Below are 24,337 nucleotides of genomic sequence, written 5' to 3' on the forward strand. Positions count from 1 at the left end.
ATGAAGCCAGTGTGTAACAGTGTTTCCGTGCGCGTGCCAGCGACTAGCGCAAATCTTGGTTCTGGTTTTGATACAGCCGGTATTGCGCTTGATTATGCGGATTCTTTAGTTTTTACTCTGGATGATAATCATTCTAAAAATTCGCTTGATTCGCTCGATTATGCTGGAAACGTGCGCGTAATTATTCACGGCGAAGGCGAGGATACGCTTCCAAAAGATGAAACGCATCTAGTTGTAGCGACTTTTCGCAAAGCTTGTAAAATATTTGGTCTGCCAAACTTGCGATTTACGTTAGAAGCGCATAATCGGATTCCGCAAGCGCGCGGTATGGGCTCTTCTGCAGAAGCGATTGTTGCTGCAGTTGCTGCTGCTTGGGCTTTTGCGCACGAAGGTGATCTTAACCGCGAAGCAATTTTCGAAATCGCGGCCGCAATTGAAGGTCATCCAGACAATGTTGCTCCTGCAGTTTTTGGCGGTTTGACGATGAGCTGGAAGCTTGATGCTGGGGAAGGCAAAGGCTCTGTGCGCGTGGCTGGAGATTGCGAAGCTCCGCTTTCTACCGGTTTTCATACTGTACGATACAAAGTTTCGCAAGATATTTCCGTGTCTGTATTCGTTCCTGATTTCGAGCTTTCTACAGAGCTTGCTAGGCGCGCGCTTCCAGCAAAAGTGCCGTATGGTGACGCAATATTTAACGTGTCGCGAACTGCAATGCTACCGGTTGCTTTTGGTGAGTTAAATAGCGATTCTGAAAATAAATTAGGCACAGTAAAATCTGATATTTCGAGAAATGCGTTACTTTTTGCAGCAACTCAAGATGCTCTTCATCAACCGTATCGTGCAAATCTTATGAAAGATTCATGGAAGCTAGTGGAAACGTTGCGCGAGCATGGTTTTGCTGCAGCGATTTCGGGAGCAGGATCGTGCGTTGCTGTATTTTATGCAGGAGACGCTGAGTGCAACAAGAGTGCAGCTCAAAAAATCGACTCAATTGCTGAGCCGTGGCTTTCGCGTGCTGGCTGGCGTGTTTTGCATGTGCAGGTTGATTCTATTGGCGTTGCAATAACTCGCGAATAACCTATGTGAAGTTGTAATGAAGCAACAAGTCAATAAATTGTGGTACAATTAGTTAATGGTTATTAGATTTGATCCCAAATCTGCATACAAACATTTTGATGAAGATCATCTAAATGAGGAAGAGATACGAAAAGCTATGGCTGAACCTATATGGTTTGCTTTAGTTAATCCTAATGATGTGTCAAATCCGCCTAGTTCAAACGGAACATTCGTTGCGCTAGTCATATGTTTAAGGCATCCAGGTGCGTGGAAGGATGATTTAATTGAAGTGCTTGCAAGACCTCAAGGTAAAGATTTTTTGGTGTTTCACGTAGAGCATCTGACTGATAAATGGTTTAAATATTGGAAAAGATGGGGCAAATGAGGTGAGTGAAATGGATATGTATGAGAATTTAGCTGATGAAAATGTGTCTGTTCCAAATAATCCTCCTGTAATGCAATTTTCTGGCGAAGAAGCTGCAAAAATTATGCAAACTTTGCTTTCTGAAGATTCTGATGCAACTGAAATATTTGCATCCTTATCTGGACCAGGAAGACCAAATTCAAAAGAAAGGCGCGAAAGCAGTGTTCAAGAGCGTTTTCGTGTACCTAAATCTTGGAGTGAATATATTTCTCGCGCTGCTAAAAGAGATGGCATGCCAAATAAAAGCAAGTATTTACAGTCTTTGATTTTGAGAGATGCTCAGATGCATAATGAACAATGCCAGCTACAGGCAGTATTGCAGTAACCAGAAAATAGACTGTGTGAAGGATAAAAAGGAAGAGTAAGGTATGACAGTTTCGTTGATTTTAGCCTCGCAGTCTCCTTCGCGTAGAGCGGTTTTGGCGGCAGCGGGCGTGATTCCGGTAATTCACGTAAGCGAAGTGGATGAGCTGGCGGCTTTGCGTGATGCCGCTAGTGAGCGAGGTGCGAGCGTTGAGCAGTTGAACGTTGAGCAGCGAGTTTCTATTTTGGCTCGTGCAAAAGCTCAAGCTGTGTACCATGCGTGGAAGTGTGTGGCGGATGCGGCTGCTTCGGCTAGTGGCGATTTAGTTGTGGGGTATCCGCTGGAAGCTGAACCTGCGGGATCTGAATCTTCTGAATCTGCTGGTAATGCTTTAGCAAGCGATTCGCAATCAGACGTAACGCATAACGTAGATACGGCGCAAACTCGCGATTTTTCAGGCGTTACTGTTCCTACAAAAACTTTCGATATTCACGATTTTGCATATACGAGTAAATCTTCTCATGATTGTAGCGGTGTGCTGATTGTTGGCTGCGATTCCATGTTCTTACTCGATGGTGAGTGCTACGGAAAGCCGCATACTCCTGAAGTGGCATTTGAGAGAATCAAGCAGATGAGTGGAAAAACAGGACAATTGTGGACTGGTCACTGCTTAATCGACGCAAAAACCGGCAAAACTATTTGCAAAACAAGTCATGCAAGCGTAACTTTTGCGCAAATGAATGACGCGGAAATTCGCGCGTATGTAGCAACTGGTGAGCCTCTGGAAGTGGCAGGATCCTTTACGTTAGAAGGTTTTGGCGGAGCTTTTATTGAAAGCATTAATGGAGATCCTCACGGTGTTCTTGGAATCAGCTTGCCGCTGCTGAGACAAATGGTTTCGGAGCTTGGATACGCTTGGCCGGATTTGTGGAATAAGGAAAGCTTGGAAGAAACTGGCGAAAAGAATGATCCGACTTCCACGGAAGTGCCTAAAGAAAATGTGCATCAGCCGGGAGATGGCTGGGTGCATTGCGATTGTGGCCGCAGACATTGGGGTCATAACGGAGCTGCTGGAGTGCTGCTTGCTAGGCGAGATGCTGAAACTGGTCGCGTGACGCACGTTGTGATGCAACATCGTGCTCTTTGGAGCGCTGAAGGTGGCACTTGGGGCATCCCTGGTGGCGCAATTTCCGACGGAGAAAGCGCGATTGAGGGCGCGTTGCGTGAGTCTTTCGAGGAAGCAAATATCACTTCGGGAGATATTGAAGTTGTTGGAGCTTACCGCGAAGATCATGGAAATTGGTGTTATACAACGGTTTTTGCGTTTGAAAAGCCGGGGCATAGTGTGGATCCTTGCGCGCACGACGACGAGAGTATGGAAATTAAGTGGGTGCCGATTGACGACGTGCCTAAGCTGAAGCTGCTTACGGCAATGCGCACTGATTGGCCGTCGTTCCGCGCTCGTCTCGATTCTCTTGCCTCGATTCGCTAGTTGCGCAAAGGTAAGTGCGCAAAGATAGCTTCAATTTGGAAGTAGACTTCTAAGTATGAGTTAGTTTTGCGGAATTTGGAAGTAGACTTCCAACTTGCGAAATTTTATTTAGAGTATTGTTTTGGGAATTAACTTTTTTATTTTATCTACGTGTCTGCGTTGCTTTTAATCTATGAAATCTTATAAAATACTACTTATGCGCTGGTGCATGCTAGTTTTCTGCTAGTTGTTAGATGTTTTGTGGCTTGTGCTTGATTTTGTAATTTTGCTTGTGATTCATGGGTTTTGTGTTAAGCGCATAGAAATAAAGTAAACAAATCAAATAAAGCAACTAATTGCGTAAATTTGCGTAAATATTAGGAGGCAATTATGTCTAATGCATCAAATATTAAAAAAGATATTATTACAGCAAAAGGCTTTACAATTCAGGTTTATACGGAAGATTTTAGGAATGATTACGTTAGTTTAACCGATATCGCGAGATATAAAAACAAAGAAGAGCCTAAAGATGTTGTTAAAAACTGGCTGAGAGTGAAGAATACTATTGAGTTCTTGGGATTGTGGGAGAGTATTAACAATCCTAATTTTAAAGGGGTCGAATTCGACTCCTTTAAGAATGAGGCTGGTTCTAATGCTTTTACTTTATCTCCTAAAAGATGGGTAGAATCAACAAATGCTATTGGCATAGTTTCCAAATCTGGTAAGAATGGCGGAACTTACGTTCATAAAGATATAGCATTTAAGTTTGCGGCTTGGATCTCAGCAGAATTTGAACTATATATTATCAAAGATTATCAAAGACTTAAATCTGATGAGGGTTCCAGGCTTTCGTTGAATTGGAATTTGAACCGTGAGATTTCGAAGATTAATTACAAGATTCATACGGATGCTATTAAAGAATATTTGTTGAAGGATTTGACTTCTGGGCAGTTGATGTATAAGTATGCAAATGAAGCAGATTTGTTAAATGTTGCATTGTTTAATAAGACTGCTAAGCAATGGAGAGACGCAAATCTTAAGTCAAAAGGCAACATTCGAGACGAGGCGAGTATTAATGAGCTTCTGGTATTGGCGAATATGGAAAGCTATAACGCTGTTTTGATCTCTAAGGGTTTGCCACAGGCTGATCGAATGGCGGAACTTAGAAATTTGGCGCGAACGCAGATTTTATCTCTTGAGAATTTGAATAATCCTGGAATAAAGAGTTTGGATTCCGTGCTAAAAAATTGAGTCTAATCACTTTTTAATTCTGCACTTAATGCTGATATTTACCCCGTCTTCTGGTACGTGTGCAGTACAGTTTCCGCGCGTGTCTTGATTCTCTTGCCTCGACTCGTTAGCTGTGCAAAGATAGCTGCGCAAAGGTAGCTTCAATTTGGAAGTAGACTTCCAAGTATGAGTTAGTTTTGCGGAATCTGAAAGCAGACTTCCAACTTTTGCCAATTTGCATTAGGCTTTTTGCATGCTTTTATTAGTTCGATTAGCCATATTTTGATAATCTCTGGCACAATGTGATAATATTTCGTATACGAAAGTATTGAGAGTTGGGAGATAATATTTATGAAGGTTTTAGTGCATCCTAGAGTTATTCGAAAACGACCTTGGTTCAGCGAAACTGAAGTAATAAATATGTGGAACTCATCTTGTAGAGAGCTTCCCAGGCAAGGTGAATATGAGCCTAGTCAGATGCTTTCACTTGCTTGGGATTCTCGCGGAGTTATTACGGAACTTATTGCATATAAGGGCGAAGATGGGGAATGGATTATTTTTCATGTAGTGCCTGCAACTAAAAAGTTTCTTGCTGAAATGGGATTTAGTCAAGAAGAAATTAGACAAATTTTTGGTAGAAGATAGGTAGGAGTGATTATGGCTAATTTTCGTGGTGAAGGTGGCGTTGATGTCACTGATGAAATGCTTGATAAATGGGAAAGTGATGCTGAAAAAGGCAAATATCACGGTAAAGCTGGTAATTTGCGTATTAAAAAGCCGCTCGGCAGACCGCCTCTTTACAAAGAAGCTATGTTGCCTATAACTTTTCGTATATCTGCTGAAGATGCTGATGCTCTAAAGGCTTCTGCCGATAAGCAGGGTGTGAAAGTTGGGGACGTTGTGCGCGAAGCATGCAAACTGCTTCTTGCTCAAAAAGCAAGATGATTACAAAGTGTTGTGATTACAAAGTTCTACGATTGCGCGCGGATTAATCACCCCAAAATAGCGGCGATTACTGCTATGCAAATTGGGCTAGTGACAGTAGAAAACAGTATGCCGTCGCGCGCAAAACTTAAGCCGACGTTGTAGCGCGCAGCATAATTGTAAACGTTTTGACCGGTTGGAAGCGCAGCCAGCACAACGCACGCGTACAAAGTTGCCCCGCGAAAACCCATAACAAAATAAGCTAGCAAAAATGCAATTGCAGGCATAATAAGATTTTTTAGCACAGCAACCGTGGCAATAGCAGCGCGATTGGAATCTTTTCGTAAAGGTTTGCTTCCGTAAAGCGACATTCCAAAAGCCATTAAAATCATTGGAACTGCAGAATCGCCAATCATCTTAATTGGATCGTAAAGAAAATTAGGAACAGGGAAGTAGCCAACTTTTGCGGAAATTGCAGAAATAATAATTCCACCAAGCGAACCAATTAAAAGTGGCTGTTTTAAAGGCTGCTGAGCGATGCGTTTAAGCGAACATTTTCCAGTAGTTGTAATGTCGAGAACCGTCAAACCAACAGGAGTAAATACAGCCTGTTGCATAACTAAAATCGGAGCAACAAGCGCAGGATTTCCCAAAATATAAGTCGCAACCGGCAAGCCAATATTGTTTGAATTTAAATAAAGAGAATTGAGAGCACCTACAGTGCAGTCGGCTGCAGGAAGATGGAAGCAAAAGCGATTAAGCAGCACGAACGCAACTCCAACAATCATCGCAGAAAAGAATGCAACAAAAATCGAAGAGTGAAAAATCTCAAAAATAGGCTCTTTAGAAAGTATTGCAAACATTAAGCAAGGGCTGGAAACGAAAAAACTTACGCGATTTAGGACCATTTGAGCCTGTGAACCGCCAACGCGCATGCGAGCAGTAACATAGCCTGCAGCAATAACAATGCCAATTACGCAAAAGCCTTGCATTGCGCTGATTAAGCCCATTTCTTGCCTCCAAAATTCGTTAATTGCACGCAAATTGCATGCGTGCGAACCTATGCTGTAACTATAGGAGAGATACGCAACTTTTATGTGCGTTATGGATGAGTTTGAAATTATTGGAATTTTTAGTAACTGCTAATTGGCTTAAAACAGCGATGCAAATTTTAATATTCAACGAGTCATATATTTGACTCGGCAATATGGCATACTAGAGAGCGGTGGCACTGCAAGCCGCCAGGCAATCGATGGCGTCGATCCCCTCGTGAGCGTTTTCCGAGGCTGGCGTCCGCTGTCGCGCAGCTAGACTTTGTAAAGAGCTTTGGGGTGGCTCGCGCACGTGCGTGCTCAACTTAAAGCCAGGGATGCGAGACGATGCAGCGTCTCGTGAGGAGCATAGTGCCCAGAATAATAAGAGAACGCTTCAATGAATCTGAAGCTGAAAATAGTAGAACTGTGTCTAAAACCGCTACTTCTGCGGAAATGTCCGGAATAATGCAATCTACAGATTTTGCGGAAAGTAATATAGCTGCCGGCGATACTTTGCAGCAAAGCTCTGGCGTTACGCGTCGCCGTCGCGGTCGACGAGTTACTCGTGGTGCTGGTGCGGCTGGAGAAGCAATGGAATTAAAAGTTGAGGATTCTAGTACGAAGAATTCTGAGCCGCATGTTGTTAAATCGCGCCCAATAACTTCGCTCCTATTCCAGGAGCCAGTTCTTCCTAAGGTAGTGAACAATCGTAGTGAAGAAAGCAGCAGTTCGCGTAATGACTTGCGTGACAACTCGCGTGATGACTTGAATGATGATTTGCGTGATGATTTACGTGATATTTCTCGCGGAAGGCGCGGTGGACGCAACAGCCGCGATAGCCGTGATAGTCGCGATAGTCATGATAGCCGTGATAGTAGCGAACGCAAGTCACGTTCTGAAAGACGTGAGAATTCAAGCGAAATAAAGCGTGATAGTGGCAGAGGGAATAGTCGTGAAACATCGCGTGAAACAAGTCATTCTATGTATTCTCAAGATTCTGGGTACGCTAAGAATTTTCAGGATTCGCAAGATGATCGCGATGAAAAAACTCGCAAAAGCCAGCGTTCTCGCCGTTCTCGCAGATTGAATGCTGTTGAGCGACGTGCTGCAGCTGAAGTTGAGCAAATTGAAGAGGATCTTGCATACGACAATATTGTTTATGCTCCCATTGATACGCGCATCGATGAAACTCTTGATATTAGCGATATTTTATCTGCGGAAAATGCTTCAAATAGGCGTTCTAATCGTCGCAATATGTCGAATAACATCTCTAATGATGATGACGCTCGAAATGAAAATGGTGCAGTAGGCAGCAGAGATGGTAGCAATATCAGAGATAACAGAGATAGCCGCAATAGCAGTGACGAAGGCGATAACAGAGGTATAAACGACGATTATAATGCGAATAATGGCAACGATGACGATGAAATAATGATTACGCGTCGCCGTCGTCGCCGTCGTAGCTCTCGCGCTGATCGCAACGAAAACCGCAACGAAAGTCGCAACGAAAGCCGCGATTTTGACATCGATATTTCTAATGATATTGACGATGACGCGAATTCTCGCACAAAACGCGCAAGAATAGATGAAGTTTCTCAAGAAGATCGCGATTTAATTCCAGATCCAGAAGAACTTCGTGAGCAAGATGAGGAAGAAACTCTTTATACGCGTCGCCGTCGTCGCCGCCGTTCTAAATCCTCCGATGACGCAAATTCCGCGTCTTCTCAGGAAGAGTCATCCGACTACACTAATGCGAACGAAGACGACTTGACTTCTCGCCGCTCGCGCAAGCAGCAGTATATAGACGAAATTACGGATATTGAAGGCTCTACGCGACTTGAAGCAAAGCGCCAACGCCGTAGAGATAATAGGCGTGAGCGTAGCCGTCAAAACCTTCTTATGGAGCAAGATTTCCTTGCTCGTCGCGAAAATGTTGAACGATTAATGGTTGTTCGTGAGCGCGATCGCCACACGCAAATTTCTGTTATTGAAGACAATATTCTTGTAGAACATTATGTTTCTGATATTCAAGAAGTTGCTACTGTTGGAAATATTTATCTTGGGCGCATTCAAAACGTGCTTCCAAGCATGGAAGCGGCATTCGTAGATATTGGTCAAGCCAGGAATGGCGTGCTTTATGCAGGCGAAGTTAATTGGGATATGGCTCGTCTTGAAGGTCAGCCTCGTAGGATTGAGCTTGCGTTTAAGTCTGGTGATCCTGTGCTTGTGCAGGTTACTAAGGATCCAATTGGGCATAAGGGTGCTCGATTGACTTCGCAAGTAACTCTTGCAGGGCGTTTCTTAGTGCTTGTGCCATCTGGCGGCATGACCGGTGTGAGTCGCAAGCTTTCGGATCGAGAGCGCTCGCGTTTGCGTGCTATTGTGTCGAAGATTGCACCAAAAGATATGGGCGTTATTATTCGTACTGCTGCTGACGGCGCAAGCGAGGAGTCGATTGAAAAAGATTTAGATTCGCTTGTTAAGCAGTGGGAGCGCATTGAAGCTAAGCGCGAAGAATACTTGCATGGAAAGCGCCCTAAACTGTTACAGGGTGAGCCTGATGTGGCAATTCGTGTTGTGCGCGATATTTTCAACGATGACTTCCAAAAGCTTATTGTTGAAGGCGAGGGAGTGCGTCAGCGAATTGATGAATATCTTGAGATGATGGCTCCAGATTTGCGCAGCAAGGTTGAATATTGGGATCCTGCTGAGCATGAAGGCAAGGACGTTTTCGATAAGTGGCAGATTGATAGTCAACTTCGTAAGGGTATGGAGCGTCAGGTTTATTTGCCGGCTGGTGGCTCTATTGTGATTGACCGTACGGAAGCAATGACTACGATCGATGTGAATACTGGACGATTTATTGGGCGTGGTAAGTCTTTGGAAGAAACGGTTACTCGTTGTAATTTGGAGGCTTCTGAAGAGATTGCGCGCCAGCTTCGTTTGCGCGATATTGGTGGCATGGTCATGATCGATTATGTCGATATGGTTATGCCAGCGAACCGCGATTTAGTTTTGCGTAGGCTTTTGGAATGCTTGGCTAGGGATCGCACGAAGCATCAAGTTGCTGAAGTTACGTCTCTTGGTCTTGTGCAAATGACGCGTAAACGCGTTGGTCAAGGCTTAGTTGAAGCGTTCTCTGAAGAGTGTCCAACGTGCAAGGGACGTGGGTTTATTTTGCACGATGAGCCTACTGTTTCTTCGGAATATGCAGATCCTTACGCGCTTAAGGGCGGAGATCCTTTTGTTAAAACAAACAAGTATGGTCACGGAAGCGCAACGGAACAGCCTGCGCCTGTTAAGCAGCAGGGTTCTAGTGCGGAAGTGAGAGCTAAGTTAGCGCGTATAGCTGCCGCGTCTGTAATTACTGACGCAGCTCATAAATCTGAAGAAGAAACGCAGTATAGCAATTTTTTGAATTCTGATGAAGAGTCTGTATCTTCTAAGGCGGATGAAACTAGCGAAGTTGCGGATGCTGGCGAAACCGCGAAAACTAGTGAAGTGGATAAAACTTCTGAAGAATTAGTTGAAAATAATTTAGAGGATACTACGCAAGAGATTGCTGAGTATACTGCGGAGCAACCTACGCAAGAAACTATGCAGGAAATTATGCAAGAAACTACAGAAAGTGATGATTGAGCCTCTGAATAGTGACTAAGTATATGCCTTGAGTACAATATTGAATATTGTCTGCATTGACTCATGAATCTAGCGACTTGACGTTAGTACATGGGTAGGTGTATTTTTGATAGTCGGTGTCTTGCCGCGCGTGTTTTGCTGTGCGCAAGGCAAAAGTAAGCTTTCAATTGAGCTAAGGAACGAATTATGTACGCGATTGTGAAGGCCGGTGGCCATCAAGAGAAGGTCGAGGTTGGCGACGCCATTCTCGTGAACCGTCTCGATGCAAAGAAGGGCGATACCGTGGAATTCCCGGTCGCGCTCGTTGTTGACGGTGCTAAGGTAACCTTGAGTGCCAAGGATCTTGCTAAGATCACGGTGAAGGCAGAAGTCTTGAACGACGAAGCCAAAGGTCCAAAGATTAGCATTATGAAGTATAAGAACAAGACTGGTGTGGCTCGTCGCAAGGGTCATCGTCAGAAGTTGACTCTCGTCAAGATCACGGCCATCGCCTGATTGACGGTGTTATAAACCTGAAAGGACAGTGAGATGGCACATAAGAAGGGTGCGTCTAGCTCGCGCAACGGTCGCGACTCACAAGCGCAATATCTTGGTGTTAAGAAGTTTGGCGGTGAAGCTGTAGTGGCTGGCAACATTATCGTTCGTCAGCGCGGCACTAAGTTCCACGCAGGTCAGAACGTTGCTTTGGGCAAGGATCACACGCTGTACGCTTTGGTGGACGGCAATGTGAAGTTCGGTATTCGTCGCGACCGCAAGGTTGTTGACGTTGTTACCGCCTGAATCTTAGCTAAGCCTAAACAGATTCGACAATAAGTCGACAATAAAACGTTTAAGCCGCACCCCCGTTCGGTGCGGCTTTTTTGTTCTCGCATGTTCCCGAGAATTTAAGTGTTTATCTTCGAGTAAGGTAGCAGTATGAGTGATTTTGTAGACCGCGTAACAGTGCATGTAAAAGGCGGAGATGGTGGAAACGGATCTGCCGGAGTTCGTCGCGAAAAGTACAAGCCATTAGCAGGTCCAAATGGCGGTAATGGCGGTGACGGTGGTTCCGTTATTTTTGTAGCTGATCGTAACGCAAACAGCTTACTTGACTACCGCTTCATGCCTCACCGCACTGCAGAAAACGGTACGATGGGCTTAGGTGACACTAAAGACGGTTCAAAAGGTGCAGACTTAGTACTTCCTGTGCCTGTTGGAACTGTTGTTTTTACTGCACGCGGTGCTGTAGACTCTCAAAAGCGACCAGGCGAAGTTTTGGCGGATTTGCAACATGTTGGAGACAAATTCGTTGTGGCGCAGGGGGGTGCTGGCGGTCTTGGCAACGCAGCACTCGCAAACAAAACTCGTCGTGCCCCAGGATTCGCGCTTTTAGGCGAGCCTGGTGAAGAACGCGACGTAATTTTGGAACTCAAGTCTATTGCAGACGTAGCTTTAGTTGGATTCCCTTCTGCAGGAAAATCAAGCTTAGTTGCTTCAATTAGTGCAGCTAAGCCGAAAATTGCTGACTATCCGTTTACTACTTTGGTGCCAAACCTAGGTGTTGTAAGCTTCGGCAACTATCGCTACACAATTGCAGACGTTCCAGGCTTAATTCCAGGAGCTTCCGAAGGAAAAGGCTTAGGTCTTGAGTTTTTGCGTCATATTGAGCGCACAGAGATTATTGCGCACGTAATTGATTGCGCAACGCTGGAGCCAAATCGCGATCCAATTAGCGATTACCACGCTCTTGAGCATGAGCTTGCGCAATACGCTGATAAGCTTGAGCTTCCGTTGGGTGCGATTCCAATTCCTGAGCGTCCGCGCATTATTGTGCTAAATAAGGTCGATGTGCCTGAAGCTAAAGAATTGGCTGATTTTGTACGCGGTGAATTTGAGAAAATGGGATTGACTGTATTTGAGATTTCTACCGCGTCTCACGAAGGCTTGAAAGAGCTCGGTTTTGCGCTTGGACGATTGGTTGAAAAGATGCGCGAGAAGCTCGCTGCCGAGGAAGCAGCGCGTGAAGAAGAGCGTGTTGTCATTCAGCCTCTTGAGCAGCAGACTTCAGCTTTGCGTCGTCGCCGCGATGATGGACGTGGAAATAGTGCAGACTTTGAAATTAAGCGCGAGGAAGACAGGAATGGTGATTTTTGGTTCACTGTTACTGGCGCAAAACCTGAGCGCTGGGTTATACAAACGAATTTCGACAACGACGAAGCCGTTGGTTATTTGGCGGATCGCTTGGCAAAGCTTGGCGTTGAGGATGAATTGCGCAAGAAGGGCGCGCGTCCAGGAGACGAAATTCGTATTGGCGCTGGGAATCATATGGTTTGCTTCGACTGGGATCCAAGTATCGCTGCCGGTGCAGAAGGATTGGACGGCGCTAACTTGGGTGCGCGTGGCAAGGATTTGCGAATCGAAGCGAACGATCCTCGCGGAGCAAGGCGCACGAATGCTGAGCGTAGACGAGATTATCACAGCATGATGGATGCAAAGAGCGCAGTTCGAGACGCGATGATGGCTGAGCGAAAGTCGGGTCACTGGGCGGATCCTTCTGTGGATGACGATCGCCATGATGAAAATAGCTTGTTTGGCCGTGGCGAAGAGCAAGAAAACTAGAAGAATCAAGGTCAAGGGGAATCTTATGAATAATCCAGAAATTGAGCTTACCGAAGATGGGGTTCGGTGTTCAATTCGTGAGGCGCGCACAATCGTTGTAAAAGTTGGCTCAAGCTCACTTACGAGCGCGTCTGGGCAGCTGGATGTGCAAAAGTTGCGCGCTCTTGTGACTGCAATAAGTCACGCGCAAATGCAAGGTGCTCGCATTGTGCTTGTGTCTTCTGGTGCAATTGCAGCTGGATTTGGTTTGCTCGGCTTTAATGAGCGTCCTAAAGATGTGCCAACTCAGCAGGCAACAGCTTCAGTTGGTCAAGGATTGCTTATGGCTCAATACGAAGCAGCATTTTCGCAATTTGGTTTCAGAGTCGGGCAAATGCTTCTTACTGCGGACGTTACTATTTCGCCGTCTCGCTACCGTAACGCTCAGCGCACAATGCTGCGGCTTCTTGAACTTGGCGTAATTCCAATCGTAAACGAAAATGATGCGCTTTCTAGCAACGAAATTCGATTTGGTGATAACGACCGTTTGGCGGCTCTTGTAGCAAATATTGTGCGAGCGGAAGCTCTTGTGTTGCTTACGGATGTGGATTCTCTTTATACTGCACCGCCTAGTGAACCGGGTGCTAAACGTGTGAGTTTTGTGCCAGATGTGACGCGCGCGATTGAAGAAGTGAAAGTTGGCGCAAGTGTTTCGGGCGTAGGTACCGGTGGTATGGTGACGAAGATGGAAGCTGCGCATGTTGCTGCAGTTTCGGGAATTCCAACTGTGCTAACTTGCGCTGGAAATGCCGGTCCGGCACTGGCTGGAGATGCTGTTGGTACTGTGTTTGCGCCGGTGCATACGCGCGATTCTTCAAGGCGACTTTGGATTGGTTTTGCTTCGCATCCGCACGGAGTTTTGGTAGTTGACGATGGTGCTGCGAAGGCGGTTCGCGGAGGTCGCGCGAGCTTGCTTGCGGCTGGTATTGTTGGCGTGCGCGGTGAGTTTTCGGCGACGGATCCTGTGTGGATTGACGATGAGCAGGGTAACCATTTGGCTAAGGGTTTGGTTGCTTTTGACGCGGAGGAAATTCCGGAGATTATGGGGCGTACGAGCGATGAGCTTGAAGAATCACTCGGCCGTCAGTATGCGCATCCGGTTGTGCACCGCGACAATCTCGTGCTTGTGTAATTACTAGTGGCTCGTGTTTTGTCGATTTCACCAAATGGTTTTGTGTTTTCGACAGTTTCGCTTGTTTCGCTCGTTTCGCGGCTTAAGGTTACACTGTAAATCATGGCAGAGAATATTGCAGAAACTTCATCCTCAGAAAATTGGCGCGTATTAAGCGAGCGTATTAACCGGGTCGCTCCGAGTGCAACTTTAGCAGTAGACGGCAAGGCAAAAGCTATGAAAGCTGACGGCATTGACGTCGTAAGCTTTGGCGCAGGCGAGCCAGATTTTCCTACTCCCTCTTACATTGTTGATGCTGCAACACAAGCGTGTAAAGACCCGCGCAACTATCGTTATACTGCTACGGCAGGTTTACCGGAGCTTAGGGAGGTGATTGCGCGCAAAGTGCAGCGAGATTCCGGCTACGAAGTTTCCTCAAATCAAGTTGTAGTTACAAACGGCGGAAAGCAAGCTGTGTATGAGGCTTGCCAAATCCTCTTAAATGATGGCGACGAAGTTATTATTCCAGCTCCGTATTGGACGAGTTATCCGGAGGCTGTGAAGCTTGCAGGCGGCGTGCCTGTGCCGGTTTTGGCAGGTGCAGATTGCGGTTTTGAGCCAGATATTGAGGCAATTGAGTCCGCTCGCACTTCACGCACGCGCGCAATTATCGTAACTTCGCCTTCGAATCCTACAGGCGCTATTTGGAGCGCGCAAACTATTCGCGCAATCGGCGAGTGGGCTGTAAAACACCATATTTGGGTTATTTCTGATGAGATTTACGAGCACTTGCATTACGACGGCATTTCGACTTCGTATATTGGCGTCGAGGTGCCGGAAATTCGCGAGCAGCTGCTGATTTTGAATGGTGTTGCTAAAACTTACGCCATGCCTGGCTGGCGTGTTGGCTGGATGGTGGCACCAGAAGATGTTGCTAAAGCTGCAATTAAGCTTCAAAGCCATATGACTTCTAATGTTTCTAATATTTCGCAGCGCGCAGCAATTGCTGCAGTCGGCGGTTCGCTGGATGTGGTCGCCACTATGCGTGAGGCTTTTGATGCTAGACGCAAAGCAATTGTGGGAGCGTTGAACAATATTGACGGCGTTACTTGCCCTCTTCCTCACGGCGCTTTTTACGCGTTTGCTAACATTGAGGCGTTGCTTGAGCGTCCGCTTGGCGAGAAATGCGAACTGCCGCATACTTCTTCTCGATTTGCTGAAATGTTGCTTGACGAAGCGCATGTTGCTGCGGTTCCGGGAGAAGCTTTTGGTGCTCCTGGCTATTTGCGATTCTCTTGCGCTCTTGCTGACGACCAGCTTGCTGAGGGCATGCGTCGCATGAAGAAGTGGGTTGAAGCTTAAGCAAGTATTTATTGCAAAATAAGAACTTGCTTGCCGTTGCACAATGCGACACTCGCTTTTTGTGCGATGATATAACGAAATCATGCCCATGAGATAGTATGTCTATCTGGCGGTTTGCTATTTCGTTCCTTTTGGGGTATGATGAGCAAGTTCACCTTAGGGATGTGGCGCAATTGGTAGCGCAACGGTCTCCAAAACCGTAGGTTGTGGGTTCGAGTCCCGCCGTCCCTGCCAGTTTTTTGTTCAAGTTTTTACACGAAGGATTCAAGCATGGCGCAGGCACGCAGTACTAAGAAAGCAGTAAAGCATAACTTGTTCGTGCGTATTGGCATGTTCGTTAAGCAAACTATTGACGAGACGCGCAAGGTTATTGCACCTCATGGCAAAGAGTTGTTTGCTTGGTCGTCTGCAGTTTTCATATTTGTTGTGTTTTTGATGGCTTTCGTCACCTGCATGGACTTCGGTTTGGGTAAGTCCGTAATGTGGCTGTTCGGCTGAGTTGAAATTGGCTGAGTTGAAATTTTGAAGGTGTATGCAAGATGACTGATGAATTCAATTTCGAAGAAGCGAGTGAAGCTGATGAGGCTTTTGCTTCTCATGATGCTGACGAAGCAAACGAATCAGCTGTGAATAATGAAGTTGCTGCTTCTAGCGAGTCCGTTGAAGCTGATGTGGATGAGGAATCTGCTGATGTTGCAGCTGATGTAGCTGATGGCGCTGCTGCTGACAGTGTTGCTGATGTTTCTAACGAAACTGACGAAACTAGCGATGCTGATGAAACTACTGATGCTGACGATGCGAACGAAGCTGACCCAACTGATGCCGGCGCAATCGCTGTAGCAGAATTTTCTAAGAAACTTCGCACTTTGGAAGGCAAGTGGTACGTTCTTCACACGTATTCTGGTTACGAAAAGCGCGTGAAAACTAACGTCGAATCCCGCGTGCAGAACTTTGGTTTGGAAGATAAGATTTTCCAGATTGAAGTTCCTATGGAAGAAGTCGAGAAGCATACGGAAAAGGGTAAGAAGGTTATTACCCGCGTGCGTGTGCCAGGATATGTGTTGATTCGCATGTGGCCGGATGAGAACGCTCGCCGCATTGTGCGCGAGACTGAAGGCGTGACTGGTTTCGTTGGTCCTTCTAGAGAGCCTGCACCATTGAGCCGCAAGGAAGTTGTATCAATGATGGCTCCGATGATTGCTTCTGAAGCTTTGAAGAATGCTGGCGATAAGCCGGCTGCAGCACGTAAGCGTAAGGTTGAGGTTGCTTACAAGGTTGGCGATCAGGTAACAGTTACTGATGGTCCATTCTCAACGATGGCAGCTGTGGTTTCGGACGTGGAGCCTACAACTCAGAAGCTTACGGTGTTGGTTTCCATCTTTGGACGTGAAACTCCTGTGGAGCTTGGATTCAACCAAGTGGAGCCGATTGTTTGAGATGAAAGACTGATCCAAAAGCTTGAGTGAAAAGCTTTAAGTTTTTGTAACTTTTACAAACCGGGGTGTGTTAATTCGCGCCCCGGTTTTTATTATTTACTGCAACACGCCGTAAAATGGGGAAATAATCCTAAATTTTCTTGCAATTACAGTGCTTTTATCAATGTAAATAATAAATATTTCCAAATATTTCGTTTGGCTTGCAAATAGGCGTGGGGGGGGGGTATAGTGCTGAGTGTTTAAGCAGAGTAATTGAGTTGTTTTTTTTTTAAGTGTCATCGTAATGATGACATCATGATTCGTAAGCTTTGCAGATTAGAAGGTAGGTGTATATGTTTAATTCGCATATATTTAGCCGTTTCCTTCGACTAGTGCGCTCAATTCGTCGTTCGTTATTTGCTTTTTTCGTGGCGATTGCAATGTTGCTTGCTACATTTGTGATTGCTCCAACTTATGCGTTGAGTGCTGGTGAGAATACTACTGTTACTGAGAAGGTTGAAGGTGCTAAGTCTGGTTCTGCTAAAAATGATGATGAGAATAAGCAGCAGACTAAGCAGAGTGAATCTATTAATACTGAGCCTAATAAGAAAAATACTGATACTTCAAGTACTTTAAATAAAGATAATAAGGAATCGAAGCCTGTTGAAAAGCAGCAGAATGCAGATGTGTCTGTCGATAAAGCTAAGTCTGAGACTGCTGTAAATAAAAAAGCTAAAGATGCTAAAAATAAAGCTGCTGATTCTACGAAAGCTGTTAAAGGCACTGACAGAGGTGCGAATGAAGATCCTCAGCTTCCGAAAGAGTGCAAGGGGAAGAAGAGTTTAAGTTCATGCTACAAGATTAGCTACAATATTGGTAGTCCTACTGTAGATAATGATGGTAAGACTATTTTAATAAAGCGTGGTGAAACTAGAACTATTACCCCAGAGTTCAAATTAAGAAAGACTAGAAAACAAACCGGTGTACCAGGCGGCTTGTGGTTTACGTTAGAAAAAGATGGTGAAGATCCTGTACCAAGTTGGGCGAATTTTGAAAAAGATAATGGTGCCACTAAAGTTAAGGATACTAGTAAAGATAAAACAGGCTTTGATGGTTCTGTTACGTTGCGCCCAGGCAAATGGGATCGCGGTAGTTATACATTCAAAATTGGCATATACCACCCTACTGATACAAAAGGTAAAAAAATTGATGTAAGTGTAAAAATTGACGAATCTGATATATCAAAAAATGATTTATCGCTGAGCTTATACGATTTTAGGAAAGAGAATGATAAAGTTCCTGTAAGCGATGACAAAATTATTATAAAACAGAAGTCTAAAGCTATTACTAATAAGCTTTTTATTGATTCTCAATCCAAAGAAGAGCCTGGTTATATTCATCACCATATGATTTGCCATAAAGAGACTAGTACTAATGGTAGTGCAGAAACTAGTGATAGTGCCGATAGTTATACGTTAGACAGTGTTAATGGTTTGAGTTTAGGTACGCAGACTCAGTTCAAGCACATGGATGGTAAGGATCGACCTTCTACTGGTGCAGAGGATTCTGCTGTATATGAGAATGATGATTATACTGAGGAATCTCAAAGCTGGATTAGTGGCACGCCTACAAAGGCTGGGACTTTTGAGTGCAAAGTGTTTGCTATTAAGGATACTAAGTTAGTAAGTAGCGGTGGAGGTAAACATTTCGAAAGTTCTACAGTATCAGACGAGTTTAATAAAAAAGTCAAAGATGATGCAGGTAAGAAGTCTCTGTTTGAGGGAAACATTGTTGAAGATAAGTGGGACAATAAAACATCTATTGCGAAGGGCGTTGACTGGGATTATAAGACTGTAATAATCCAGTTTGGAGATAAGCCAAAGCCAAAAATTGGTGATAATGATCTTACGCTGAAAGTGTATCCGTTTAAAAACGGCACGGATCCGTTGCCAGCGGCGTTGACTAGCACCAATAACAATATTTCTGCGATGCTCGGTATGGAGCTTAAGCCGTTTGTTGATGCTACTTCTGCGGCGGATAGCACGAAGAAGATTACGTTGCGCGTGCTGTGCTCGAAGGGCGAGAAGAAGAATAAGTCTCTTGAATACAATACTTGGAGCAGAAATCTTGACGAGCTTGGGTTGAGTGTGCCTGGGGATAAGGATCAAACTAGATGCAATAAAGCAGGAAAAGGCGATAACGAATGTACTGCGATAAAGATTGCGTCTCAAGCTTCTATGGAAGTGAGCATAAAGCCGACTAAGGTTGGCGATTACAGTTGTGTTGTATACGCGCTGAAGCCTGAAGCTCTAAATAAGTTTGATACTTTAACAGGTACCTTAACTCCTGATTCAATAAAATCTGCGCTAACTTCTGCAACTCCTACTGCTTTTAAAGAAAAGAAGGAGTTTGCTGCTTTTACGTTCAATATTCACTTGGCGAGTAATTTTACTTTGCCGAATACGGGCGGTCAGAGTTGGAATTTGCAGTTTGGTATTCTTGCTGCTCTGTTGGTAAATCTGCTGGCGGCTGGCTTCGTGGTAAGTCAAAGTGAGTGCGCTCGCAAATTAATTTTTGGAAGGCGGCGAGGCTTATGCAATCACGTATGAAGCAGTTGTATATGCATTTACTCGCCGTGCTTCGCATAAGGCGACTACGTACGCATTTGCGCATCAAGCCTTCCTGTTTCGCGCATTGTTTTATTGCGTATTGTTTTATTGCGCAGTCTTTCGGGATTCGGGAGCGTGATAACACAAGGTAAATGCCAAAAATTTTAAAACTCTACTCGTCAAGAGCATTATCAATGCAAACTAATTCTCTACTTGCCGTAAAACGGCATACGAAAGGAGTGAACATGAAAAAGTTCACTAATAAATTCGTGGCGGCGGTTGCGTCGCTTGCGATGGCTGGCACGCTGTGCGTCGCTGGCGCTGTAACTGTGGCTGGAGTTGCGTGGGCTAATAAGCCTGGTGTTTCACAACCTTCTGTTAATAAGGGTTCTAAGGCTCCATGGGAGAGTAAAGCTCCGACAACCGGTAGTTTAACTATTGTTAAGTGCAGGAAAAAGGATGTCTCTACAACTACTACTACCGTTGCTTCGTCTAGTACTGCTAATGCGTCCGCATCTAATGAGACAGGCAAAACGCAAGATACATCTTGCCCTGCTGGTTTTGAATCTCTTAAAGATGTTAGTTTCACTGTAACTAAAGTTGCATCCATTAAGGAAGGAACTAATGATGTTACTTTGAATCTTGCTCAGTATGATTCTTGGCAGAAGATTGCTGGTATTGTTTCTAAGTTAAATGCTCATCCGGAAGAAGCTGGAGTTGTAACTCTTGGAACTGGAACTGATGTGCACAATATGACTGCTACAGACAAGGATGGTAAGTCTACACTTAATAATCTTTCTGTTGGTTTGTATAAGATTGTTGAGAAGGTTCCTGATGGTTATGGTGCTTACGATTTCAGTAGTTTCTACATGACTTTGCCTTTGATTGAACAGAAGACTGATAATGGCAAGACCACAACTGTGTATGAGTATAATCCTGTAGTTAAGCCAAAGAATATTGATCTTTCTTCTGCAATTAAGAAGAATGTTGATAAATCTCACATTTTTGCTGGTGTAAAAGATAAAATTTACTACACAATTACCGCAAAGGTGAACAAGACTAAGATTGACAAGGATTTGACTGAGAAGAATCTCAAGGATTACGCTGTGTTCGATGATGCTCCAACCTCAGCGTTTACAGAACCTAATAAGGGACTTGATGCTGCTGTGCAGTCTGTAAAGTTCGGTACAGGTAGTGATTCTACCCTTACTAAGGGTGAGAACAACGACTACACCGTTACTGCAAAGGCTAATTCTGATAATGCTGAGATTGCTACAGCTGGAGATACTAAAGGTCTTGCTGCTGGTCACACTCGCATTCTTGTGAAGTTCACTGAAGCAGGTTTGAAGAAAATTGCTTCTAAGTTGAATAACGTTGCTGCTGGATCTGAGGCTCCTCAAGTTGAGGTTGAGCTTGCGTTTGACATAAGTAAAGCCTTCAAGGATTCTACTACAGATAAGACTATTACTAATAAGTCTGGCTTCTTCCCAGCTCATGATGAGGGTACTACTGCACCGAATCCTATAATTCCTAATGTTGATGGCAGTAAGCCTACAGTCAAGTTTGGTTATTTGCAGGTTGATAAGTACAATTCTGAAGATGAGAGTAAAAAGCTTTCTGGTGCTGAATTCAAGATATTTACCGACAAAGGTAAAGCAGATTTGTGCACCAAGTCTCTTAAGGAAAATACAGCAGTAGATGCGAAAGATAGTCCTTGCAAGGCCGCTTCTGCATTTGATGAAACTACTGTTGAAGGCGGTAAATTCTCTAATCCTTACAAGGCTGAAGCTGGTTCAACGCTGTACGTTGTTGAGGTTAAGGCTCCTGAAGGATTTGCTTTGTCTCCTGTGGTTAAGGAAATAACTGTTAAGGATACAACTACCAACGATAATCCTGATACTTTGAAATTCCCTAACATTCCATTGCATGGTGAAAAAGGCGGTAACAAGTTCTGGTTCAATCTTCCTGCAACTGGTGCTGCTGGCGTGATTCTGTTTGCGCTTGCTGGCATGGGCTTGATTGCAGCAAGCGTGTTCCTCTACATGCGCAATCGCAAAGAAGAGGAACAGCAGCAGAACGCTTGATCCGCTTTCTAAAGCTGGTCTTGTAGTCTAATAGCAAAGTGTGAGTCTAGGGTTTACTGAACTAAATCCTAGACTCACTTGCTCTAAAAACGTGTGTTTTCACGCGTAATTTGAAACAAAATTTACGTGTATAAACGTTACAAGGAAGAAGCATGAAATTAAACGACGCTGTTGTTAAAGTATATGCTTTCTTCAAGCAACTCAAAGCAAAACCCGTCGCTTCTGCAACCGAAACAACACCAGCCTCCACAGCAACGCAAACCGCAGCCTCCGCAACTGTAACAAAACCCGCTAAAAAACCCAAATCCAAACTCCGCCGTATTTTAGAGCCAATCGTTCTCGCGCTTGCAGCGATTCTGTGCTTCACGTACCCGATTGCGTCAACGTTGTGGAATAACAAGGTGTCGAAGGAGATTTCTGTAGCTTATGATCGGCTGAGTCGTAAGCAGACTGCGAGCGCTAGAGAGAAGATTTTGAACGCGGCTCGTCGTTATAATGCGCGCCACAAGTCGATTATTACGGCTGATCCGTACGATGGCACGACGGATTATATGAAGACGCCGGAGTATAAGGAGTATGCGAAGCAGCTGGATGAGCCGATGGGGATTATGGGTATTGTGAAAATCCCGAAGATTGGCGTTAAGCTGCCGATTTACCACGGTAGTTCGCAGGAGGTTTTGGCGTATGGCGCTGGACACTTGTATGGCACAGATTTGCCGGTTGGGGGTAAAACGCGTCACGCTGTTGTGACGGCGCATACGGGTTTGCCAAATGCGACCATGTTTGATGATTTAGTGGAGTTGAAGAAGGGTGATTTCTTCTACTTTGACGTGCAGGGGGAGACGCTGCGTTACAGGGTATTCCGCATTAGCGTGGTCGATCCGCATGATATTAGGTTGCTTCAACGCGAGAATGGGCGTGATCTGGCGACGCTGCTTACGTGTACGCCGTATGGTGTTAATACGCAGAGATTGCTGGTGACAGGCTATCGCGTGCTGCCGGATCCTGTTTCCGCGCCGGGCGATAAGTTGCAGTGGCCGCTTTGGATGACGATGTTTGTGCTCGCGCTTATTGGTTGCGCTGTGATTCTTACGACGATGATTATTGCCGCGGTTCGCAAGCGCCACCGCCGTGCTGCTTCACTTGCTCATGCCAAACATATAACTGCTTAGAATTGCTGTAATGCAGCGTGTCGCGAAGATTTAGAGAAATAACACCTTGATTTTCGTGAAAATTCGGCATATATTTACCCCTGATTTCGTGAAAATTTAGCATAAATTGACATTGATTTTCGTGAAATATATACTATAAAACAATAGTATTTTCAACGGTTTTGTGGTAATTAAGAGTGGTGTTATATGTTAAGGCGAAAATTTTATCAAAAAATGCTCGATTGGAAGAATGCTGATCGCGGTTCAACAGCGCTTTTAGTAACAGGTGCTCGAAGAGTTGGGAAAAGTACTATAGTTGAAGAGTTTGCAAGAAACGAATACAAGTCTTATATTCTTATTGATTTTTCGCAAGCATCAAAAGATGCGCTTCGGCTATTTGAAGATTATCGTTCAGATTTAAGCACTTTCTTTACATACATATCTGCACTATATGGTGTGAAACTTTATAACCGTGAATCGGTAATGGTTTTTGACGAAGTGCAATTTTTCCCACAGGCTAGAGAATTTGTAAAACAACTAGTTGCAGATGGCAGATACGACTATATAGAGACTGGCTCGTTATTGTCTATTAAACACAATGTTGAAACAATATTGATTCCATCTGAAGAACAAGAAGAACGCATGTATCCTCTTGATTTTGAAGAATTTTTGTGGGCTTTTGGAGAAGAAAATCTATCGAAAGTTATTAAAGATTCATTTGATGAGTTAAATCCTTTGCCAGATGTTTTACATAAAAAAGCGATGCGACTTTTTAGAGAATATATGCTAGTTGGTGGCATGCCGCAGTCTGTAAATGAATATGTTGATTCGAGAGATTTTGCTCGAGTAGATAGGGTTAAGCGTCGTATTCTTTCGCTCTATAGGCAGGATGCTGCAAAGTTTGCAAAAGGTTATGAAATGAAAGTTATGTCTGTGTTTGATGGAATACCAGCACAGCTTTCCAGACATGAAAAAAGATATAGGATTACTTCCTTAGGTAAGAATGCTCGTATGCGTGACTATAAGGATGCGTTTTTTTGGCTTTCGGATGCGAGTATTACAAATAATTGCTACAAATCTACAGATCCAAATGTGGGATTGAATCTTAATGCAGATGATGCGTTAGTAAAATGTTATATGGCTGATACCGGTTTGTTGACTTCTATGATACTTTCAGATAGTAGTATTGCGTCTAATGATCTGTATAAAGAAATTTTATTTGGAAAAATCTCAATTAATGAAGGAATGCTAGTTGAAAACGTTGTTGCGCAACAGCTAATAGCATCTGGACATCGCCTATTCTTCTATTCAAATAGAGACAAAGAAAATTCGGAAAATACTATGGAAATAGATTTTTTGATTTCTAAAGCTTTTCAGGATTCTGCTGGCAAAATGCGTATATCTCCTATTGAAGTTAAATCTGGGAATGTGTTTAAAACAGTTTCTCTTGATAAATTTAAGAACAAGTTTTCAAAAAGAATTGGAACTAGTTATGTATTTGCTCCTAAACAGCTTAGCGTTAGAAAAGATTTGAATCTCGTAATATTACCACTTTATATGTGTGGATTGGTGTAGCGTTCCGACCTGCCTTCGCGCTGCTATGTAGTGCACTTATTCCTCACGGCTTAGCCGTTTGGCTGATTTGGCATGACATGCCGTAAATCAGGTACAAGCGCACTACATAAATGTGCTGTGCGTTTGTATTAAAACCGATTTTTTTGTTGCTTTTTATTTGTGGAATCTTATAGAATTATATTTATGCGCTGATGCATGCTAGTTTTGCTAGTTGTTAGATGTTTTATGGCTTGTGATTGATTTTTGGGAATAACCCTGATTGCTTGCGATTCATGGGTTTTGTGTTAGAAATGTAGTTTTTGTTGTACAGC

Annotated in this window: 20 protein-coding genes and 1 tRNA gene; 20 read left to right on the top strand and 1 reads right to left on the bottom strand. The window is 44.3% G+C overall.

Going from position 1 to position 24,337, the window contains the following annotated elements; all coding sequences use genetic code 11:
• From thrB to HXT40_RS01315, 7 genes are all read left to right on the top strand, one after another.
• Positions 1-1,077, top strand: coding sequence for a homoserine kinase (gene thrB, locus HXT40_RS01285; protein ID WP_102703266.1), 1,077 nt, complete (start codon positions 1-3; stop codon positions 1,075-1,077).
• Between the two features lie 55 nt (positions 1,078-1,132).
• Positions 1,133-1,441: a hypothetical protein gene (locus HXT40_RS01290; protein WP_016636827.1), complete on the top strand. Its 309-nt coding sequence runs from the start codon at positions 1,133-1,135 to the stop codon at positions 1,439-1,441.
• Between the two features lie 10 nt (positions 1,442-1,451).
• Positions 1,452-1,805: a hypothetical protein gene (locus HXT40_RS01295; RefSeq protein ID WP_064621518.1), complete on the top strand. Its 354-nt coding sequence runs from the start codon at positions 1,452-1,454 to the stop codon at positions 1,803-1,805.
• Between the two features lie 43 nt (positions 1,806-1,848).
• Complete coding sequence (locus HXT40_RS01300) at positions 1,849-3,276, top strand: Maf family nucleotide pyrophosphatase (RefSeq protein ID WP_416090756.1); 1,428 nt, start codon at positions 1,849-1,851, stop codon at positions 3,274-3,276.
• A 369-nt stretch (positions 3,277-3,645) separates the two neighbouring features.
• A complete protein-coding gene (locus tag HXT40_RS01305) occupies positions 3,646-4,506 on the top strand; it encodes a KilA-N domain-containing protein (protein ID WP_416090757.1) in 861 nt (286 codons plus the stop codon).
• A gap of 330 nt (positions 4,507-4,836) precedes the next feature.
• A complete protein-coding gene (locus tag HXT40_RS01310) occupies positions 4,837-5,130 on the top strand; it encodes a hypothetical protein (RefSeq protein WP_041160532.1) in 294 nt (97 codons plus the stop codon).
• A gap of 12 nt (positions 5,131-5,142) precedes the next feature.
• On the top strand, positions 5,143-5,430 hold the full coding sequence (locus HXT40_RS01315; protein ID WP_248893526.1) for a toxin-antitoxin system antitoxin subunit: 288 nt from the start codon (positions 5,143-5,145) through the stop codon (positions 5,428-5,430).
• Between the two features lie 47 nt (positions 5,431-5,477).
• Here the strand turns inward: HXT40_RS01315 and HXT40_RS01320 are convergent, their stop codons facing one another.
• Entirely contained in the window at positions 5,478-6,419 is a 942-nt protein-coding gene (locus tag HXT40_RS01320) for an AEC family transporter (protein ID WP_012914484.1), read from the bottom strand.
• Positions 6,420-6,812: 393 nt separating this feature from the next.
• Here HXT40_RS01320 and HXT40_RS01325 point away from each other — a divergent pair, with 393 nt between their 5' ends.
• The 13 genes from HXT40_RS01325 to HXT40_RS01385 all read left to right on the top strand — a co-directional run bounded on the left by HXT40_RS01325 (position 6,813) and on the right by HXT40_RS01385 (position 24,026).
• Positions 6,813-10,082: an Rne/Rng family ribonuclease gene (locus HXT40_RS01325; RefSeq protein WP_416090759.1), complete on the top strand. Its 3,270-nt coding sequence runs from the start codon at positions 6,813-6,815 to the stop codon at positions 10,080-10,082.
• 186 nt (positions 10,083-10,268) lie between these two features.
• Complete coding sequence (rplU, locus tag HXT40_RS01330) at positions 10,269-10,577, top strand: 50S ribosomal protein L21 (RefSeq protein ID WP_004111933.1); 309 nt, start codon at positions 10,269-10,271, stop codon at positions 10,575-10,577.
• A gap of 33 nt (positions 10,578-10,610) precedes the next feature.
• A complete protein-coding gene (gene rpmA / locus HXT40_RS01335; RefSeq protein WP_004106248.1) occupies positions 10,611-10,862 on the top strand; it encodes a 50S ribosomal protein L27 in 252 nt (83 codons plus the stop codon).
• Between the two features lie 135 nt (positions 10,863-10,997).
• Positions 10,998-12,680: a GTPase ObgE gene (gene obgE / locus HXT40_RS01340; RefSeq protein ID WP_421777263.1), complete on the top strand. Its 1,683-nt coding sequence runs from the start codon at positions 10,998-11,000 to the stop codon at positions 12,678-12,680.
• A gap of 25 nt (positions 12,681-12,705) precedes the next feature.
• Positions 12,706-13,851, top strand: a complete 1,146-nt coding sequence (gene proB, locus HXT40_RS01345) for a glutamate 5-kinase (RefSeq protein ID WP_410309325.1) — start codon at positions 12,706-12,708, stop codon at positions 13,849-13,851.
• 102 nt (positions 13,852-13,953) lie between these two features.
• Positions 13,954-15,192 carry a pyridoxal phosphate-dependent aminotransferase gene (locus HXT40_RS01350; protein ID WP_410311054.1) on the top strand — a complete coding sequence of 413 codons (1,239 nt, stop codon included), beginning with the start codon at positions 13,954-13,956 and terminating at the stop codon, positions 15,190-15,192.
• A 158-nt stretch (positions 15,193-15,350) separates the two neighbouring features.
• Positions 15,351-15,426: transfer RNA gene (locus HXT40_RS01355), tRNA-Trp, on the top strand.
• A 36-nt stretch (positions 15,427-15,462) separates the two neighbouring features.
• Positions 15,463-15,690, top strand: a complete 228-nt coding sequence (gene secE / locus HXT40_RS01360) for a preprotein translocase subunit SecE (protein WP_004106254.1) — start codon at positions 15,463-15,465, stop codon at positions 15,688-15,690.
• Between the two features lie 41 nt (positions 15,691-15,731).
• On the top strand, positions 15,732-16,628 hold the full coding sequence (nusG, locus tag HXT40_RS01365) for a transcription termination/antitermination protein NusG (protein WP_410311055.1): 897 nt from the start codon (positions 15,732-15,734) through the stop codon (positions 16,626-16,628).
• Between the two features lie 332 nt (positions 16,629-16,960).
• Positions 16,961-19,216, top strand: coding sequence for a hypothetical protein (locus tag HXT40_RS01370; protein WP_421777264.1), 2,256 nt, complete (start codon positions 16,961-16,963; stop codon positions 19,214-19,216).
• A 245-nt stretch (positions 19,217-19,461) separates the two neighbouring features.
• Positions 19,462-21,300 (top strand): SpaH/EbpB family LPXTG-anchored major pilin, encoded by a 1,839-nt coding sequence (locus HXT40_RS01375; RefSeq protein WP_421777265.1) that lies wholly within the window; start codon positions 19,462-19,464, stop codon positions 21,298-21,300.
• 152 nt (positions 21,301-21,452) lie between these two features.
• Positions 21,453-22,472 (top strand): class C sortase, encoded by a 1,020-nt coding sequence (locus HXT40_RS01380; protein ID WP_421777266.1) that lies wholly within the window; start codon positions 21,453-21,455, stop codon positions 22,470-22,472.
• A 186-nt stretch (positions 22,473-22,658) separates the two neighbouring features.
• Entirely contained in the window at positions 22,659-24,026 is a 1,368-nt protein-coding gene (locus HXT40_RS01385; protein WP_033888488.1) for an ATP-binding protein, read from the top strand.
• Positions 24,027-24,337: the final 311 nt, after the last annotated feature.

Origin of the sequence: Gardnerella sp. DNF01180P (assembly GCF_049244205.1) — a bacterium.
Lineage (GTDB): Bacteria > Actinomycetota > Actinomycetes > Actinomycetales > Bifidobacteriaceae > Bifidobacterium > Bifidobacterium swidsinskii.

Bases quoted from the DNA above. Each gene is read 5' to 3' on its own strand.
- HXT40_RS01310 (WP_041160532.1), top strand. From the start codon at position 4,837: ATGAAGGTTTTAGTGCATCCTAGAGTTATTCGAAAACGACCTTGGTTC.
- HXT40_RS01315 (WP_248893526.1), top strand. From the start codon at position 5,143: ATGGCTAATTTTCGTGGTGAAGGTGGCGTTGATGTCACTGATGAAATG.
- obgE (WP_421777263.1), top strand. From the start codon at position 10,998: ATGAGTGATTTTGTAGACCGCGTAACAGTGCATGTAAAAGGCGGAGAT.
- secE (WP_004106254.1), top strand. From the start codon at position 15,463: ATGGCGCAGGCACGCAGTACTAAGAAAGCAGTAAAGCATAACTTGTTC.
- HXT40_RS01290 (WP_016636827.1), top strand. From the start codon at position 1,133: ATGGTTATTAGATTTGATCCCAAATCTGCATACAAACATTTTGATGAA.
- HXT40_RS01385 (WP_033888488.1), top strand. From the start codon at position 22,659: ATGTTAAGGCGAAAATTTTATCAAAAAATGCTCGATTGGAAGAATGCT.
- rplU (WP_004111933.1), top strand. From the start codon at position 10,269: ATGTACGCGATTGTGAAGGCCGGTGGCCATCAAGAGAAGGTCGAGGTT.
- nusG (WP_410311055.1), top strand. From the start codon at position 15,732: ATGACTGATGAATTCAATTTCGAAGAAGCGAGTGAAGCTGATGAGGCT.
- HXT40_RS01305 (WP_416090757.1), top strand. From the start codon at position 3,646: ATGTCTAATGCATCAAATATTAAAAAAGATATTATTACAGCAAAAGGC.
- HXT40_RS01380 (WP_421777266.1), top strand. From the start codon at position 21,453: ATGAAATTAAACGACGCTGTTGTTAAAGTATATGCTTTCTTCAAGCAA.
- HXT40_RS01300 (WP_416090756.1), top strand. From the start codon at position 1,849: ATGACAGTTTCGTTGATTTTAGCCTCGCAGTCTCCTTCGCGTAGAGCG.
- rpmA (WP_004106248.1), top strand. From the start codon at position 10,611: ATGGCACATAAGAAGGGTGCGTCTAGCTCGCGCAACGGTCGCGACTCA.
- thrB (WP_102703266.1), top strand. From the start codon at position 1: ATGAAGCCAGTGTGTAACAGTGTTTCCGTGCGCGTGCCAGCGACTAGC.
- proB (WP_410309325.1), top strand. From the start codon at position 12,706: ATGAATAATCCAGAAATTGAGCTTACCGAAGATGGGGTTCGGTGTTCA.
- HXT40_RS01370 (WP_421777264.1), top strand. From the start codon at position 16,961: ATGTTTAATTCGCATATATTTAGCCGTTTCCTTCGACTAGTGCGCTCA.
- HXT40_RS01320 (WP_012914484.1), bottom strand. From the start codon at position 6,419: ATGGGCTTAATCAGCGCAATGCAAGGCTTTTGCGTAATTGGCATTGTT.
- HXT40_RS01350 (WP_410311054.1), top strand. From the start codon at position 13,954: ATGGCAGAGAATATTGCAGAAACTTCATCCTCAGAAAATTGGCGCGTA.
- HXT40_RS01375 (WP_421777265.1), top strand. From the start codon at position 19,462: ATGAAAAAGTTCACTAATAAATTCGTGGCGGCGGTTGCGTCGCTTGCG.
- HXT40_RS01295 (WP_064621518.1), top strand. From the start codon at position 1,452: ATGGATATGTATGAGAATTTAGCTGATGAAAATGTGTCTGTTCCAAAT.